This window comes from Pseudomonas bijieensis (assembly GCF_013347965.1).
Lineage (GTDB): Bacteria > Pseudomonadota > Gammaproteobacteria > Pseudomonadales > Pseudomonadaceae > Aquipseudomonas > Aquipseudomonas bijieensis.
The window spans coordinates 812747-829947 of sequence record NZ_CP048810.1; the positions used below are offsets into that span (position 1 = coordinate 812747).

Here is a 17201-nt window from a genome sequence, read left to right on the forward strand (position 1 = left end):
AAACCGAAGTCTATTTTTGAAGGGCGACAGGCATGGGGCCCGAGCGAACAACCTGCCTGTCTCGCGAAAACCAGACGTTGGACAACAACACCGCCACGCACACCACCGTAACCAGGACCGGCACCCAGGGGCTGTGCCAGGTGGAGAGCACGAACTCGGCCGCCAAGGCAATGACCGGCACGCACGGTGTGAGAATGGACACCCGCCCGCCCCCCAAATGCTGAATGGCAAACTGCAGGGTGAACACCGGAATCAGCACGCTGACGAATGCCAGCTTGATCAATTGGCCGAGCATGGCGGTATCAAGCGTGAGCAACTGGTGCAGGTTTTCCCGGCCGACCCATCCCGTGACAATCAAGAGCAGGAAGAACCTGACGCACAGAATATCCATGGCGCTGTACTTGCTGTCGCGGTTCAGTCGAGCCGAGCAGAACACGTAGATCCCGCCAGTGATCCCGGCGACAGAGGCCAGGGCAATGCCCTCATGCAAATTGACAAGACTGACCTGGGCCGTGACCCCCAGCGCGAGACGCATAAGAACCAGGGCCATCAGTGACAACAGGATCAGCAGCGCGCCCAGCCACCGGGAACGACTGACCGAGGACCGCGCCACCAGCATTTCGCAGACCACCACCACCAGCGGCATCCAGCCCTGATAGATGGCCGATTCCACCGACGCCTCGATGCGCTGCAGGGCCATGAACATCAGCCACCAACTGAACAGCGTCAGCACATTGAGCAGCAGCACGCCGCGCCACTCCTCGCGCAGCAGGCGAAACGGGTCATGACCACGCAAGGTATGCACCAGGAAAAATACCGCCCAGGCCATCAGGAAGGTAATGAATGTCAGCGCCGCCCCACTGATACGGGTGAACGCCACCATGACCCAGACGGCCGAGAGCGCCGTCGAGATGCAGTAGACCGCCATGCTGACGGCACCGAGTATTCCTGTCTTCATGCCTGCTCCTTGAGAAAAACCTGTTGCCTGCCGCCCACTGGATTGATCATGCGGTTCCCGGCTCCAGCACTTCCACCTGGGTTGGCACGTACTGCTGCAAGGCTTCGAAGTCGGCGCGCAGTACCTGTGGATCCGCGTTGTACAACGTCAGGATGCCCGCGGTATCGGCCAGGGATCGGGAGTCCACCACCATGCCCGGGGCGACCCGCCAATCGATGTCGTAGGCACTGGAAATGGGCGGTTCGTTGAGTTGGCTGATCCGGCCTTTGCGCAAGGGCAACAAGGCGGACACCACGTTGTTCTTCTCGTTGGGCTTGATGTCATCGAGCGCCGCGGCACCGGCCACGAGGTAGAGATTGGCGTCGATCAGGTTGATGTCGCTGTTTTTCTCGTGATACGGCACGCCGATGCCGCCAGGTACGCGTGCGGCAATTTCCAGGAACACCGGATAACCGCGTTTGCGGTCAACAAAAACCTCGTGGTGCGTCGAGCCGTTGCGAAAGTTCAGGGCCGCGATCACGTCCCGGTTGAAGGCTTCCAGGGTCGCCCTGAGCGCAGGGTCGGCCACGGGAATCACGCTCAAGGGCTTGCCCTGGACAAAGTCGAAGTTGGTGCAACCCAGTTCCAGGACGCCGCAGTAGCGGATTTGGCCGTCAACCACAAACGAATCGCACTGGAACATGTCGCCGTCGATGAACTCGTCCACCTCATAATCGAAATGATACGGTGACGCCAATACTTGCTCGCGGGCCTTGTTGAATTCGGCCTCGTTGCGAATGATCGACACCTCGAAACTGCCTGCCGCGTTCACCGGTTTCAGGACCAGGGGCAAGCCCAATTGCGTCGTCAGCTCGGCGTAGTAAGCCTGTGGCTCGGCCGATAGGCGTACGTGATCCAGTGGTACGAATTCGGGAATGCGTATCCCCTTCTGGCTGACGGCGTGCTTCATCAGCACCTTGTCGCGAAAATTCGCCACGATCGCCTGTGTATCGCCCTCTAATCCGAACTCCTCGCGTAACTGGGCCGCCAGCTCAACGTGGCATTCTTCCTGGCAGAAAATACGCAATGACGACGTGTTGCCCTGCACGGCGCGCAACTCATCGCTGATGACATCTCGACATTGGTCATGATCGAGCAACGGGCGAATGTTGCGCTGCAGGTCGGCATCGACGCGCACTACCTGCGAGACGTTGCGCTCGAGCACGGGCGGCAGGACATCGGCATGATAGGCGATCAGTACGGTGCGACAGTCTCGTCCCAGCGTCTGCAAGGCCTTCTCGGAGGCGAAGTTCAGGTAATGGGGCGTCAGGAAAACGATAGTCTTGATCATGGTAATGCCTCACTGGAAGTCGACGTTCATGCGATAGAGAAGGCGCGCATCGGCCCCCCCTTCACTTTTGGGGATTGGCGGACCTTTATGCAGCGTTGAGAGGTTGTCCCAGATCACGATGTCGCCTGGGCGGTAGGCATGCCGATAGCGCGGCGCCTGCTGAACGAGGAAGTCGACCAGACTGTCGAGAATGCGATGGGACAGTGCAGGCGTTACCCCTTCTATTTGCATGGCCGTGGCGGCCGGCGCATAAAGCGACGTCGTGCAGGAGAGCGGGTGTTTGAGCACCAGGGGGTGAACCACGGTGTCTTCCAGCGCGCCTGCCTCCTGGGGATTGAGCTGTTGCACCGCCGCGGCGGCATTGCGCAGGGTGTCGCGATTGCCGAAACGGTGGTGAACCCGCAGGTTTTCCAGATCGAGGCCCTTCAGGTGCTGCGGGCAACCCGGACTTGCCAGCCACTGGCGAACCTGGTGCAGGCCTGCGACACAATCGATGAATTGAGTCTCGCCGTGCTGGTCCGGCACCTGCACCGACAGCAGTGACGTGAACACCGTATTCGCCGATTTGTACGACATGTCGGTGTGCCAATACCCGCCTCCTTCATGCACGCCCAAGGCCTGGCCGTTGCGATGGAGATTGGTCACGGTCAGCACTTCCCGATAATCCTCGAGGCAGTACTTGGCCAACACATGGTGCACAGGCGAACCCAGCCTGCGCATCAACTGCACATAAGGGGCAACACTGACGTCCTGGTTGGCGATGACCAGCACCTTGGCCCGGGCGATGGCCTGCTTGAGCTCCGCTGTCGATTGCTCGAGCACATCGCCAAGGTCCATGCGCAGCGGCTGGAACATCCTCACGCCCATGACCGCAGCCCTTCTTGCAGCGATGGCGTGGCACTCATTTCCGCTGCTGCGGGCACCATCGTGTTGATCGACGCATAACCTGAGGCTGCCCCCGCGAAATACAGGCCTGCGACAGGGCTTTTCCCATCCTGGTGGCAGGTGAATCCGGTCTGTGGGTTGAGCAGTTGCGGCCAGTCGGTGGCGGGCAGTTGTGCGGTGACGCCGATGGCCGAAACCAGGCATTGATCCTTCGCCGATATATCCAAGTGCAGCTCATACCCCTCGGATGCCTGGGCTTCGACCAGCCGGCCGGCCTCTCGAGCCTTGCGGCAGGAAGCCTGGAGCAGCGAATTGCCGTTGAGTGACGCCGGAAGATCCAGGACGACCTTGTCGCCTTCCTGGCGAATGCTGTTGTAGGCATGCAGCCAGATATTGGCCCGGCCCGTACTGTTGGCGCTGTTGAGCGGCCCTTGAAAGGAACTGGACGACGTCTTGGCTATCATCTCCAGCGTGCGCTGGCTCAGGGACCTGAGGGCAAACCGATCATCGGTCTCCTGGGGATACAGCCCCAGATAGGATTTGATCAGGATCGACACATTGCGGGCGAACGGGGCAAGCAGCAGTGCGATCTGGAACGCACTGTTACCGCTGCCGAAGATGACGACATCCTGCTGCAGGAACCGCTGAACCTGGCCCCGCGCAACCATTTGGTAGACGTCAAAGCAATTGAGCCAATGCGCATTGGGCATTTCGAAGGGCGGAGCCTTCGGGCGAATCCCGGTCGCGAGGATAATCTGCTGCGCACGCAAGGGATGCCCCTGGGAACCCGGGGCCAGGTTTACCTCGAACAGCCCCTGCGCCTTGCTTACGGTGACCACCCGTTGCTGGATCCTGGTCAATGGCAAGGCTTCGAAGTTGCTCCGGATATAGGCGGCGTATTCCTCGCCAGTGGGGCTGACACACAACTTGCGCATGAACCGATGCAAGGGATAGGGGGCCCCTTCGATCTCCAGTTCATTGCAGTACGACTGCAATGGATGGTCCCCCATCATGCCCATGCATCCCCCGAATACATCGCTGATGACCGCGACTTTCAGGCCCAGATCGATCAACCGGATACACTCGCTCAGCCCTGCGGGACCGCCGCCTACGACAATGACGTCGAACACATGCTGCTCCATTTCAAAAATCCTCCAGGCGGGCACAAGCTTGATCAACAATGGGTTTGGCTACCGAGAAAGAAAATCTGACATAGGTGGGGCACTGCCCCAGATAGAAGGGCGTCGCGGGCAATGGCATGACCCCGCAACGAACGGCCAGGTGTTGACTGAATTCAACCGGGGACAATGAAGGCGCCCGCCGTGAATAGTCGGCCATGAGGTAATGGCCGCCCGCCGGTAACTGGATATCCAGCCCGGCGGCCATCAGCGCACCTGCCAGGCGATCGCGTTTGTGCTTGTAGTGCTCGCGCAGGCTTTCGAGTCGCCCGATGGTCAACTCATCGAGCAAAACCGCGACGGCTGCCTGTATGGGGGTGGGTTGGCAATAGCTCAGGTACAGGTGATGGGCATAGGCTCGCGCCATGAAGGTTGCCTGCGCGCACAACCAGCCGATCCGGACTCCGGTCATGGACAACAACTTCGAAGCGCTGCCTGCCACCATCATGGGAATCTGTTGATGGGGGTACTGCGTCGGTGCGTCGGTGTCGTACTGATAGTGACGGTAGGCTTCGTCGACAATCACCATGAAGTCATGGTTTTTTGCCAACGCCACCAGATGCTGCCAATCATCGGCGGACATGCACCATCCGGTCGGGTTATGGGGTGTGTTGAGCAGCAAGATGCGAACACCGGCACGCAATTGCTGCTCGAACATTGCCCAGTCAGGCCCCCCTGCCGCCAACGGCAGTGCAACAGACTCCAGCCCCAGCAGTGTGGCCATTCCGGGGTAATAGGGATAAAAGGGTTCAAAGAAGGCGACCTTGCTGCCGTATTGCGAAGACGCTGCGTAGAGGGCCAAGTACAAGGCCTCGGTACAGCCGCTGGTCACCAGCACTTCGCTGTCAGGTGCATAGCCGGCACTGTGGGCCGCAATGCTTTCACGCAAGATCATTTCGCCGCGAGGGTCGGCGTACTGCCAGCCCGACCGGACCTGGTGGGCCAACGCCGCATTCATGGCATTGTCAAACAAGGGTTCAGGAAGTCCTTGCGACAGGTTCAACGCCCCTGAGGATGCCGCATATGCACTGGCATCCCTGAAGGGCGCCACTCGACCAATCAATGTCATATCGTCCATGACTTCCTGTCCCCTTGTACCGATCGGTCAGGCGTGAGTGGCTACTCGGTTGAGTCCTTGCCAGAATCGGGTCAACAAGTTCAATACATCGGCAGCACCCTCCAGGATATTGTTGCCGTTGTCAGTGTCCCGGGCGGCCTCCATGACCGCATCACTGATCCACTGCACATGATCGGTTTCCACCAGCATGTGCAGGTAGAAGTAGGTGAAGTCTTCGTGTTTCCAACCGCTGTAGAGACGGAAACCTTCGTACAGGTTGGCGATCATCGGAAAACCGAACTCTTCGATGACGTAGTGAGCACCAATGGCGTGCTCCGTCGAACCTTCGAGAAAGATCCGGCGCAGGCCGTCGACCAGCTCGCTGGCTTCGGGAATGTATTCAACCTTCTTCCAGTCATCCAGCGTGATGCCGACACCGGCAAGTACACGCTCAAACATGATGAAGTGTGCTTCGCCTACCCCATCGCCCAGCTCAGACACCACCGTGCGCGCCAACTTCATCCGAATCACTTCGCTGTCAGTGCGGTGCGAAGTACCTGCCAGGATCTGGGGGAACGTACGAATGTAATAAAAGTACTGTTGGAACACTTTCTTCAACGTTGCCTTGGGCAGCGGGGCCTGGCGAAACGTTTTGTAGAATGCGTTGGTGTTGATCCCCGAAGCCGTGATCATTCCTTTAATCGAATGGATGATTTGCTCACCCGTCAGATAGCCTTGTTCCATTTGCTGAGCCGGCATAGATCCCCCCAAATACGATAAGGTAGCTTGGACGACGGCGACGGAATGTCGCTGCGCGTTTCAGATAGTAAACAAGCAATCCATGCAAACAAATTGATAGTTTTAATCGGTGGCGATAACAACAATAGATTTATTTTGAAACGAAAAAATCCAATAAATATTAACCTTTAAAATCAATAGGTTACTTTAATATTAAAAATAATCTGCACAAAAATGGCGCATTATTTATTTTCCGCACTAAATAGATGCATCCAGCTCGCTAAGCTACAAATAACTCACCCCGCCTTGGAAGTCCTCTATAGTGAACAACCAACCCATTGACATCGCATTAACCATCAAAGCCGAGCGAACCGCGCGCCAATGGTCCATCGGCGAGCTCGCCCAGTTCTCTGGTGTATCGAAGGCAATGATCAGCAAGATTGAAAACGCGCAGGTCAGCCCTACCTCGACGATCCTGGGACGATTGTCGGGCGCTTTTGGTTTGCCCCTGTCCACCCTGCTGCATCGAGCCGAGGGGCGCTCGGGGCTGCTCTCAAAGGCTGCGGAGCAACCACGTTGGGTCGACCCGGAAACCGGCTACGCGCGCCAGCAAGTCTCCCCGCGGGAGGGTTGGCCACTGGAGCTCATCAGCGTGCAACTGCCCCCGGGCGTGCGCATCAGCTACCCCGCCACCGCCTACGCATTCCTTCATCAGCAGGTGTGGACCACGCAAGGCACGCTGACCTTTACCAAGGGCACCACCACCTACGTCCTGGAACAAGGCGACTGTCTGCAATTGGGGCTACCTGAAGAAGCCTGCACGTTCGAAAACGCCACGGCGCATGTTTGCGAGTACGTCATCGCCCTGATCCGCAAATAGCAACCGTCATGAGCAACCGGGCACCGCATACGCGTCCTGGATGGCCGTCAGAGGCGGACATCAGAATCTGACATCAAATCGTCATCACTTTGTCGCCAAAATGCCACGGTGCCTGGGTACTGTCCTCGCCAATGAGATCGATCTCAAGCGAGTGATCATGACGGATTTGAAAGAAGTGGCACGTTTGGCAGGGGTTTCGCGAGCAACCGCCGCTCGCACCTTTGCCTCCCCTGAAGTGGTGCGCCCGGCCACCCGCGAGCAGGTGTTCGCCGCCGCGCGCCAACTGGGTTTTCGACCCAATCGCCTTGGCCGTCAACTGCGCTTGCAGGTGACCAAACTGATCGGCGTGGTAGTCCCCAACCTCCTCAACCCGGTGTTCGCCGAACAATTCCAGGCCATGGAGCGTGCTGCGCGTTTGCGCGGTTACAACCTGCTCCTGGCAACGACCGACTACAGCAGTGAACGCGAAAGCGTGGTGGTCGAGGAACTGTTGCGCCAGCGCGTCGATGGCCTGGTGCTCACGGTGACCGACGCCGAGAGCAACCGCGTGCTGCAAAGCCTGGACAACGAGGACACGCCCTTTGTGCTGGCCTATCACCAGCCGGGCAACCCGGACTACAGCGCCGTGTCGGTGGACAACCGCGCCGGCATGGCCCTCGCCACCCGTTATCTGCTGGAGGTCGGGCATTGGCGCATTGGCATGGTTGCCGGCCCTGCCCTGCAATCGGACCGCGCTCGCCAGCGCTACGCCGGTTATTGCGACGCCATGCGTGAGGCTGGTCTCGACAGCCTGCCGGTGATTGAAATGCCGGCCCATACCCAAGCCGATTTCGCCGCCATCGAGCCGCTGCTGCAAGGCCCACAGGGGCTCAGTGCGCTGGTTTGCTCCAACGATTTACTCGCCATCAGCCTGATTGCCGAGTTGCGCCGCAACGGCTGGCACGTGCCCCAGCAACTCTCGGTCATTGGCTTTGACGGCATCGCCCTCGGCACCCAGATGCACCCGACGCTGTGCAGCGTCGTTCAGCCCATCGAGGCGCTGGCCTGCACGGTGATCGATCAACTGCTGGCGCAGATCGGCGGCGCCCCCCCGGTTTCCCATTGCCTGCCCTGCCATATCCGGCCGGGCGAAAGTACTCAACCTTACGAGGAGACACTTGATGATCCGCTTGCGTAAAACCCTGGCGACGTTGCTGCTGTGCGGCGTTGCCAGCCTGGCCCAGGCCGCCGAAACGGCGATTTGCTACAACTGCCCGCCGGAATGGGCCGACTGGGGCACTCAGCTCAAGGCGATTGCCGACACCACCGGCGTGCAGGTCCCGCTGGATAACAAGAACTCCGGGCAGGCGTTGGCGCAACTGGTGGCCGAACAGGCCGCTCCAGTGGCGGATGTGGTGTATTACGGCGTGACGTTCGGTTTGCAGGCGCAAAAAGCCGGGGTGGTTGGCACTTATAAACCCAAGGGCTGGGAGCAGATTCCGGCCGGCTTGAAGGACCCGCAAGGACACTGGTTTGCCATTCACTCCGGCACCCTGGGCTTGATGGTCAACGTCGATGCACTGGGCGGCCTGCCTGTGCCGCAAAGCTGGAGCGACCTGCTCAAGCCAGAATACAAAGGCATGGTCGGCTACCTGGATCCGTCCAGCGCGTTCGTCGGCTACGTCTCTGCGGTCGCGATCAACCAGGCCATGGGCGGTAGCCTGGATAACTTCGCCCCGGCTATCGATTACTTCCAGAAACTGGCGAAGAACTCGCCCATCGTGCCCAAGCAAACGGCCTATGCACGCGTGCTGTCCGGCGAGCTGCCGATCCTGGTCGATTACGACTTCAACGCCTATCGCGCCCGTTACAAGGACAAGGCCAACGTTGCTTTTGTGATTCCCAAGGAAGGCAGCATCAGCGTGCCTTACGTGATGAGCATCGTCGACAACGCCCCCCATCGGGCCAACGCCGAGAAGGTCCTGGATTTCGTCCTGTCCGAGCAAGGCCAGGCACTTTGGGCCAAGGCCTACCTGCGGCCGGTACGGGCGATGAAGATGCCTGCCGAGATCGCTGCGCAGTTCCTGCCCGACAGCGATTACGCCCGGGCCGGGGTGGTCAACTACGAGCAAATGGCGGCGGCACAGGAAGCCTTTTCCGCACGCTATCTGCGTGAGGTCAAGTAAGTGACCGCCTCGGTAATAAAAGCCCGGGCAGTCCGCTCGGGCAGGGCCTCGCTGCCGCGTTTACGGCTGACCGCGGCCTGGGCCCTGGCGCCTGCCGCGGCGGTGTTGTTCGCGTTCTGGCTGTTGCCGCTGGCGCACCTGATCGCGCTGGGCGGGCAAAGTCGCGAGGGTAGCGAAAGCGGTTACTGGCAAGTGCTGAGCAGCGCGCAATACCTGGGCAGCCTGGCGCAGACCTGCCTGCTTGCCCTCGCCACGACCCTCGCGGCGCTGCTGGTGGGTGGCATCAGCGGGTTTTTCCTCAGTCGCCAGCGCTTCTTCGGTCGTTCACTGCTGGTTGCCTTGTTGACCTTCCCGCTGGCATTTCCCGGTGTGGTCGTCGGGTTCCTGGTGATTCTGCTGGCCGGCCGCCAGGGCTTGTTCGCCAGTCTCGGTCTTGAGCTGGCCGGTGAGCGCTGGATTTTTGCCTACTCGCTGATGGGGCTGTGCCTCGGTTACCTGTACTTCTCGATCCCGCGAGTGATCCTCACGGTGATGGCTGCTTGCGAGAGCCTGGATCGCAGCCTGGAAGAAGCCGCTCAATCATTGGGCGCCGGTCATTGGCGGGTGGTCTGTGATGTCATCGTCCCCGGCCTGGCACCGGCACTGGTCTCCTGCGGGGCGATCTGCTTTGCGACTTCCATGGGCGCGTTCGGTACGGCGTTCACCCTCGGTACCCGGCTCAATGTGACCCCGGTGGCGATCTACAACGTGTTCACCAACTACGCCAATTTCGCCGTGGCCGCCGCACTGTCGGTGGTGTTGGGGGCACTGACTTGGGCGGTGCTGCTACTGGCCAGGCGCCTGGCGCACAATGCGAGGACTGTCCTGTGAGGCGCTCAACGCTGTTTGTCGGGCAACTGCTGTTCACCTTGCTGGTCTGCGCCTTCATGTTGGTGCCCGTGCTGATGTCGCTGCTGGCCGGGCTGACCCGCAATTATTTCCAGGGTGTCTCCAGCGGCCTGACGTTCGATTGGCTGGTGCAGGTCTGGCAGGCCTATTCGCCGACGGTCTGGCTATCCCTGCAACTGGCGGTGGCCTGTGCGTTGTGCGTTTGCGTGGTCGGGGTACCGGCGGCCTACGCGCTGGTAAGGATGAACAACCGCTTCAGCCGCGCGTTCGAGGAGTTGCTGGTGCTGCCGGTGGCAATGCCAGGCCTGGCCAGCGCCTTGGCGTTGCTGCTCACCTATGGCCAGTTCGGCGGATTTCGCGGCAGTTGGTTGTTCATTCTTGTCGGCCACGTGCTGTTCACCCTGCCGTTTCTGGTGCGGCCGGTAATGGCGGTGATGCAACGCCAGCACCTGCCGGTCCTGGAAGAGGCCGCCGCCAGCCTGGGTGCCGGACCGCTACGACGGTTCTTCAGTGTGGTGGTGCCCAACTGCCGGGCGGGGATCCTCGCCGGAGTCTTGATGGTCGTCACGCTGTCGCTGGGCGAGTTCAACCTGACCTGGATGCTGCACACCCCAATGACCAAGACCTTGCCGGTGGGCCTGGCTGACAGCTATGCCTCGGCGAGGCTGGAAGTCGCCAGCGCCTACACCCTCATATTCCTGTTGATGATCGTGCCGCTGCTGATTGCGCTGCAGGCCATCAGCGCCCGCCTTTCCCGTGGAGAAAAACGATGAGCGGAACCACCATTCGCCTGGCGGGTTGCCGCAAGGCGTTCGCGGACGGCACCGTGGCCGTGCATGACCTGGACCTGACCATCGACGCCGGAGAAACCCTGGCGATCCTCGGCCCGTCCGGTTGCGGTAAAACCACCACCTTGCGGCTGATTGCCGGGCTTGAGCGCCCGGATGTGGGGCAGGTTTTTTTTGGTGACACCGATGTCACCCGCCTGCCCATCGAACGTCGTGACGTGGGCATGGTGTTCCAGAACTATGCGTTGTTCCCCAACCTGGATGTGGCCGGGAACATCGTCTATGGCTTGAAGATTCGCGGCATGGCGCCCGCCGAACGCAACAAGCGTTGCGCGGAGTTGCTGGAACTGGTCGGTCTGCGGGATCACGGCAAGCGTGGCATTCATGAGTTGTCCGGCGGTCAACGCCAGCGGGTCGCCCTCGCCCGTGCCCTGGCGCCCAAGCCCCGGGTCCTGCTGCTCGATGAACCGTTGGCGGCACTGGACGCGCAGTTGCGTGAGCGCCTGCGCAGCGAGTTGGATCAGTTGCTCCGCCATCTGGGCATTACCGCGGTGTTCGTCACCCACGATCAGGGCGAAGCCATGGCCCTGGGCAATCGGATCCTGGTCATGGAACACGGCCGCGTCGCGCAGTTGGCCAGTCCACGGGACATCTACCAACAACCGGCCAACACTTTCGTCGCCAGTTTTGTCGGCAACCTCAACGCTTTCCCGGTACTTGAGCACATGCCCCTGGGCTTGAAAGTCAGTGGCGGAGAGTTGCCGTGGCGCGGTGGCGGGCTGCCTGCCACCGTCTACTGCCGGCCCGAGCATTTGCGGGTGATGGACAGCGAGGGGCATCTGCGTGGGCGCTTGGTGGGCCAGTTTTTCCAGGGCGCCCAAAGCCGCTTGCTGGTCGACGTCGGCGCCGACCAACCATTGCTGGTGGACAGCACCGACGGCGTCATCCACACCCCCGGTTCACTGATCGCCTTGGCCGTCGAGCCGCAGGTGCTGTTCACCCTGGCATCGTGATATTCGTGTTTTCAGAGGCCTTATTTTGAATCATCCGTTTCTCATTGCGCAGATCAGCGACCTGCATCTCAAGGCCGGGGAAAAACTGACCTATGGCGTCGTCGATACCCTCGCCGCGTTGCGTCGTGCCGTCAATCATTTGAATTGCCAGGTGCCGCGTCCCGACATTGTGGTAGTCAGCGGCGACCTGGTGGACTTCGGTCGCCCTGACGAATATGCCGTGCTGCACCCCGAACTGGCGCGCCTGCACATGCCTTGCTACCTGGTGCCCGGCAACCATGACAACCGCGAACACTTGCGGGCGGCATTTGCTGATCACCACTACCTGCCAAGCTTGCCCGGCGCCCCCCTGGATTGGGTGGTCGAAGAGTATCCGCTGCGCCTGATCGGCCTGGACAGCACGATTCCCGGCGGCCATGGCGGTCAGTTGCTGGACAGCCAATTGCGCTGGCTCGATGAACAATTGGCCTGTCGTCCCGAGGTGCCAACGCTACTGGTCCTGCACCATCCGCCGTTTGTCAGCGGAATTGGTCACATGGACCGCGAACCGTTCATCAATGCCTCGGCGCTGGAACAGGTCATCGCCCGCCATCCGCAGGTGGAACGCTTGCTCTGCGGACATTTGCATCGGCCGATGCAACGGCGCTTCGGCGGTAGCCTGAGCTGCGTCTGCCCCGGCACATCGCATCAAATCGTCCTGGATCTACAACCAACCGCTCCTGCGCATTTCAATCTGGAACCACCGGGATACTTGCTGCATCACTGGCATGGCCAGGGTTTGGTGACCCATAACGGTGTGTTTGGCGAATATCCCGGGCCGTATCCGTTTTATGACGCTCATGGATTGATCGACTGATAACCCAGGGACTTTCACTGATAGCACTCTTTGGAGACTTATCCCCTAACCCACTCTATGCATTGAAGATTTTCTAACGAGTCATTTAACGCATCGGCCAATCATGTGATCGGCCGAGCGCTTCCTGTTGCCTTTTCAACATGCCCGGAACAGTGATTCCGCGGCGGAGTTCGCCCTGATGAAAGTTCTATTTAACGTACTGAGTGTTTTAACGGGTGGCGTGACGCTTGTCCTCAGCCCATTGGCGTCGGCTGACTTTATCAACGACAGTAAAGCCAACTTGAACTTGCGCAATTTCTACTTCAACAACGATAACCGTGACGGAGCCGCCGCGCCTTCGAAGACCGAAGAGTGGGGCCAGGCCTTCATGCTCAATTATCAATCCGGCTTTACCGACGGCACCGTCGGCTTCGGCCTGGACGCCATGGGCCTGCTGGGTTTGAAGCTCGACAGTGGTGCGGGCCGACATGTCGGTGGCTCGATGTTCCCCAACGACGGTGACAAGGCGGCGGATCAATGGGCCCGCCTCGGTGCGACGGCGAAGATGCGCGTCTCCAAGACGGAACTGCGCTACGGCACCTTGCAACCGAAACTGCCGATCCTGGTTTCCAACGATGGCCGCCTGCTGCCGCAAACCTTCGAGGGTGGCCAGGTCACCAGCAATGAAATCGACAACCTGACCTTCACCGCCGGCCAACTGGAACACGCCACTGGCCGTGCTTCCAGCGACAGCGCCGGTCTGGCCGTGGCGGGCGGCAGCCAGGAAAGCAACAAATTCACCTTCGCCGGTGGCGATTACAAACTGACCAAGGATCTGACCGCCCAGTATTACTACGCCAATCTCGAAGACTATTACCAGCAGCACTTCGCCGGTTTGCTGCATGTGTTGCCGCTGGGTGAATACGGCTCACTGAAAACCGACTTGCGTTACTTCAAGACCACCTCAGACGGCAAGAACAGCAGCGCGGCTGGTCGCGCCAGCGGTTACAAACTTGGCGGCTATACCAAGGACGGTAGCGGTGAAATCGATAACGATACCTGGAGCGCGGCGTTCATCTACTCATTGGGCGGCCACGCCATTACTGCCGGTTATCAACGCGTTTCCGAAGACAGCAACTTTACGCAACTGAATCAAGGCGGCCTGGTGGGTAAAGGCGAAGGCGGCGCCAGTCTGTATCTCTACACCGACCGCACCATCCAGACATTCATCCAGGCCGGCGAACGCACGGCATTTGCCCAGTATGCCTATGACTTCGCAGCGCTTGGCGTTCCGGGTTTGAAGGCCTCGGTGATGTACCTCAAGGGCGACAATATCCAGACCACCAGCGGCAATGACGCCAGTGAATGGGAACGTGACATCTCCCTGGATTATGTGATTCAGAGCGGCGCATTGAAGAACGTCGGTTTCGGCTGGCGCAACGGCATGTCGCGAAGCGATATTGCCCGCGACCAGGATCAGAATCGCCTGATTGTGAGCTATAGCATTCCATTGATGTAACCGTGCAGAAGGAAGGAGCCGGCAGTACGCTCACTGCGGCTCCTTTCCTTCTACCCTTGCTGCGCTGAAACAACCGCGCGCACCTTCATGGGGCGTGGCGATTCGCATGATCAGGCAATAATCAGCCCGGATCGTGCAATCGGTCCCCAACATTGCTTTCTATAGTTAACCAGAGCCAAACCATCTGGAGCTGGTACCCCTATGAGCGCCCTCAATATCAACGGCCGTGAATACACGGTTGACGTAGACCCAAGCACCCCGATTCTTTGGACCCTGCGCGACACGCTGGGCATGACCGGCACCAAGTTCGGCTGCGGCGCGGCGCTGTGTGGTGCCTGCACCGTTCATCTGGATGGCCAGGCCATTCGCTCCTGCGTAACGCCCATCGCCGCCGCTCAAGGCAAGAAAATCACCACCATCGAAGCGGCAACCAATGGCAGCGACCCGGTCGGCACTGCCGTGCATGAGGCCTGGGTCAAGCACGACGTGGCGCAGTGCGGTTACTGCCAGAGCGGGCAGATCATGAGCGCCACGGCGTTCCTCAAGGCCCAGCCCAAGGGCAAGCAACCCACAGTCGCCGAGATCGACTCGGCCATGGCCGGCAACATCTGCCGCTGTGGCACCTACGCCCGTATCCGCGCCGCGGTGGCGGATGCCGCCAAAGCCCTTGTCTGATCGGAGCCCACCATGTTGAACGAAATTTTCCCCAATGAGCTGCCTCGCGTCCTGCAGCACAGCTTGGAGAGCGATCAGGCCGATGGCCCCGCCGCCCTTCCCCGTCGCAGCTTCCTCAAGATTGTCGGCATTGGCGGCCTGGCCCTCGGCGCTTTTCCTCACCTGGCGCTGGCCCAGGAGGCCAACGGCTCAGCCGCAACGCCGCTGAAACCGACTCAGCAGCCCTCCGCATTCGTGCAGATCGCCCCTGACGGCGTGGTGACGGTGACCCTCAACCGCCTGGAGTTCGGCCAGGGCGTACAGACCAGCCTGCCGATGATCCTCGCCGAAGAACTCGATGCCGACTGGAGCCTGGTGCGCAGTCGCAACGGCAACAGCGACGCCGCCTACCTGGATCCGAATCTAGGTATTCACCTCACCGGCGGTTCCAGTTCAATCAAGAACAGCTATACCCAATACCGTGAACTGGGCGCCCGTGCTCGCGCCATGTTGCTCGCAGCGGCAGCCGCGCGTTGGAACGTGGATGTGGCAAGCCTGAGCACCCAAGCCGGCACGGTGTTCGGCCCGGGGGGCCGTAAAGCGAGCTACGGCGAACTGGCCGAAGCCGCGATGGCAATGCCGGTGCCGGAAAAGGTCACGCTCAAGGATCCCAAGGACTTCCGAATCATCGGCCAGGCCACCACGCGCATCGATGCCAAGGCCAAGAGCAGCGGCCAGCAGGATTTCGGCATCGATATGCATCTGCCGGGGCAACTCACCGCGGTGGTGGCGCGTCCGCCAGTGTTCGGCGCCAGGATTGCCTCTTTGGACGACAGCGCGGCGCGGGCAACCAAAGGGGTAAAAGCCGTGTTTCGGGTGCCACTGGACCGAGGCGCCGAAGGCGTTGCGGTGGTGGCGGACGGTTATTGGCAAGCGAAGCTGGCGCGCGATGCGCTGAAGCTGGAATGGGACCTGACCAACGTCGAGAAAGTGGACAGTGAAAAACAACTGACCCAATACCGCGAGCTGGCCACTCAACCCGGGCCACGACAGTTCGACGCTGACATGACACCGCTTGCCAGCGCGCCGCATCAGTTGCAGGCCGAGTTTGTGTTCCCTTACCTCGCCCACGCGCCCATGGAGCCGTTGAACTGCACCGTGCAACTTGCCCAGGGCCGTGCCCAGTTGTGGGTCGGCACGCAGTTTCCCGGCGGTGATGGCGCGGCGGCGGCACGGGTCCTGAATCTGCAACCCGAACAAGTCCAGGTCAATGTGCAGACGGCGGGCGGCGGTTTCGGCCGGCGTGGCGTGCCCACCAACGATTTCGTCGTGCTGGCTTGCGAGGTGGCCAAGGCCGCGCACGCCGCCGGGCTTGATGTACCGATCCGCACGCTCTGGAGCCGTGAGGACGATATCAAGGGCGGCTACTATCGCCCCATGCACCTGCACCGTGCGCACATCGGTTTTGACGACAGCGGCAAGGTGCTGGCCTGGGACCATGCCCTGGTCGGGCAGTCCATCGTCAGTGGCACTCCGTTCGAAGGAATGATCAAGAACGGCATCGATGCGACTGCAACAGAGGGCATGCGTAATCCTTATCCGCTGCCGATGCGCCTGACAGTCCATCACCCCAAACTCAACGTCCCCGTATTGTGGTGGCGCAGCGTGGGCTCCACTCATACGGCTTTTGTGATGGAAACGCTGATCGACGAGATCGCCCGCACCACCAAGCAGGATCCGGTGGCTTACCGGATGAAGCTGTTTGGCGACGAGAACCCGCGCCATCGCGCTGCGCTGCAACTGGCCGTGGACAAGAGCGAATACGGTAAACGTCAGCTAGCGGCGGGCCGCGCCTGGGGCGTGGCGGTCCACGAGTCGTTCAGTTCGGTGGTGGCCTACGTCGTCGAGGCCTCGGTAAAGGACGGGCGTCCGGTGCTGCACAACGTGACTGCCGGCGTGCACTGCAATCTGGTCGTCAACCCACGCAGCATCGAGGCCCAGGTACAAGGCGCGGCGCTGATGGGACTGTCGATGTGCCTGCCTGGTGGCGCTGTCACCCTGAAGGATGGTGTGGTGCAGCAAAGCAATTTCGCTGACTTCAGCGTGCCGCGCATCACCGACATGCCGGAGTTTGCCGTTCACATCGTGCCTAGCGCCGAACCGCCTACGGGAATGGGCGAACCCGGCCTGCCGGCGCTGGCTCCTGCTTTTGCCAACGCCGTGGCGAGCCTGACAGGTAAACCGTTGCGTGAGTTGCCGTTCAAGTTAGCATGACAGGCGTGTGAGGCTGTCTGGTCGCAATGCCAGACAAGC

Annotated in this window: 16 protein-coding genes; 10 read left to right on the forward strand and 6 right to left on the reverse strand. The window is 60.5% G+C overall.

The annotated features are described in order from the left end of the window. Window positions 1-10 precede the first annotated feature (10 nt). The 6 genes from GN234_RS03305 to GN234_RS03330 form a co-directional block, all read right to left on the reverse strand. Window positions 11-958, reverse strand: coding sequence for an EamA family transporter (locus GN234_RS03305; protein WP_005733019.1), 948 nt, complete (start codon window positions 956-958; stop codon window positions 11-13). Window positions 959-1004: 46 nt separating this feature from the next. Next, the gene (locus GN234_RS03310) at window positions 1005-2288 is read right to left on the reverse strand and encodes an ATP-grasp domain-containing protein (protein ID WP_176687872.1); all 1284 of its coding nucleotides are present in this window, start codon (window positions 2286-2288) and stop codon (window positions 1005-1007) included. A 9-nt stretch (window positions 2289-2297) separates the two neighbouring features. Beyond that, window positions 2298-3155: a TauD/TfdA dioxygenase family protein gene (locus GN234_RS03315; RefSeq protein WP_176687873.1), complete on the reverse strand. Its 858-nt coding sequence runs from the start codon at window positions 3153-3155 to the stop codon at window positions 2298-2300. Further along, window positions 3146-4315, reverse strand: coding sequence for an NAD(P)/FAD-dependent oxidoreductase (locus tag GN234_RS03320; protein ID WP_116832435.1), 1170 nt, complete (start codon window positions 4313-4315; stop codon window positions 3146-3148). The genes GN234_RS03315 and GN234_RS03320 overlap by 10 nt, the downstream gene beginning before the upstream one ends. Window position 4316: 1 nt before the next feature. Further along, the gene (locus GN234_RS03325; RefSeq protein WP_232200816.1) at window positions 4317-5324 is read right to left on the reverse strand and encodes a pyridoxal phosphate-dependent aminotransferase; all 1008 of its coding nucleotides are present in this window, start codon (window positions 5322-5324) and stop codon (window positions 4317-4319) included. Between the two features lie 132 nt (window positions 5325-5456). Next, on the reverse strand, window positions 5457-6167 hold the full coding sequence (locus GN234_RS03330; protein WP_109754084.1) for an iron-containing redox enzyme family protein: 711 nt from the start codon (window positions 6165-6167) through the stop codon (window positions 5457-5459). Window positions 6168-6468: 301 nt separating this feature from the next. On the opposite strand from GN234_RS03330, the gene GN234_RS03335 reads away from it, so the two are divergent. The 10 genes from GN234_RS03335 to GN234_RS03380 all read left to right on the forward strand — a co-directional run bounded on the left by GN234_RS03335 (window position 6469) and on the right by GN234_RS03380 (window position 17162). After that, complete coding sequence (locus GN234_RS03335; RefSeq protein WP_109754083.1) at window positions 6469-7026, forward strand: helix-turn-helix domain-containing protein; 558 nt, start codon at window positions 6469-6471, stop codon at window positions 7024-7026. A gap of 157 nt (window positions 7027-7183) precedes the next feature. Further along, on the forward strand, window positions 7184-8203 hold the full coding sequence (locus GN234_RS03340) for a LacI family DNA-binding transcriptional regulator (RefSeq protein WP_176687874.1): 1020 nt from the start codon (window positions 7184-7186) through the stop codon (window positions 8201-8203). After that, a complete protein-coding gene (locus GN234_RS03345) occupies window positions 8187-9191 on the forward strand; it encodes an ABC transporter substrate-binding protein (RefSeq protein ID WP_109754082.1) in 1005 nt (334 codons plus the stop codon). Before GN234_RS03340 ends, GN234_RS03345 begins: the two co-directional genes overlap by 17 nt. A gap of 15 nt (window positions 9192-9206) precedes the next feature. After that, window positions 9207-10061: an ABC transporter permease gene (locus tag GN234_RS03350; RefSeq protein WP_411828800.1), complete on the forward strand. Its 855-nt coding sequence runs from the start codon at window positions 9207-9209 to the stop codon at window positions 10059-10061. Then, complete coding sequence (locus GN234_RS03355) at window positions 10058-10852, forward strand: ABC transporter permease (protein ID WP_116832430.1); 795 nt, start codon at window positions 10058-10060, stop codon at window positions 10850-10852. Before GN234_RS03350 ends, GN234_RS03355 begins: the two co-directional genes overlap by 4 nt. Next, on the forward strand, window positions 10849-11880 hold the full coding sequence (locus GN234_RS03360) for an ABC transporter ATP-binding protein (RefSeq protein ID WP_176687875.1): 1032 nt from the start codon (window positions 10849-10851) through the stop codon (window positions 11878-11880). The genes GN234_RS03355 and GN234_RS03360 overlap by 4 nt, the downstream gene beginning before the upstream one ends. Window positions 11881-11905: 25 nt before the next feature. Then, a complete protein-coding gene (locus GN234_RS03365) occupies window positions 11906-12736 on the forward strand; it encodes a phosphodiesterase (protein ID WP_109754078.1) in 831 nt (276 codons plus the stop codon). A 178-nt stretch (window positions 12737-12914) separates the two neighbouring features. Beyond that, a complete protein-coding gene (locus GN234_RS03370) occupies window positions 12915-14234 on the forward strand; it encodes an OprD family porin (RefSeq protein ID WP_176687876.1) in 1320 nt (439 codons plus the stop codon). 201 nt (window positions 14235-14435) lie between these two features. Continuing rightward, complete coding sequence (locus GN234_RS03375; RefSeq protein WP_176687877.1) at window positions 14436-14909, forward strand: (2Fe-2S)-binding protein; 474 nt, start codon at window positions 14436-14438, stop codon at window positions 14907-14909. 12 nt (window positions 14910-14921) lie between these two features. Beyond that, the gene (locus GN234_RS03380; protein ID WP_176687878.1) at window positions 14922-17162 is read left to right on the forward strand and encodes a xanthine dehydrogenase family protein molybdopterin-binding subunit; all 2241 of its coding nucleotides are present in this window, start codon (window positions 14922-14924) and stop codon (window positions 17160-17162) included. Window positions 17163-17201: the final 39 nt, after the last annotated feature.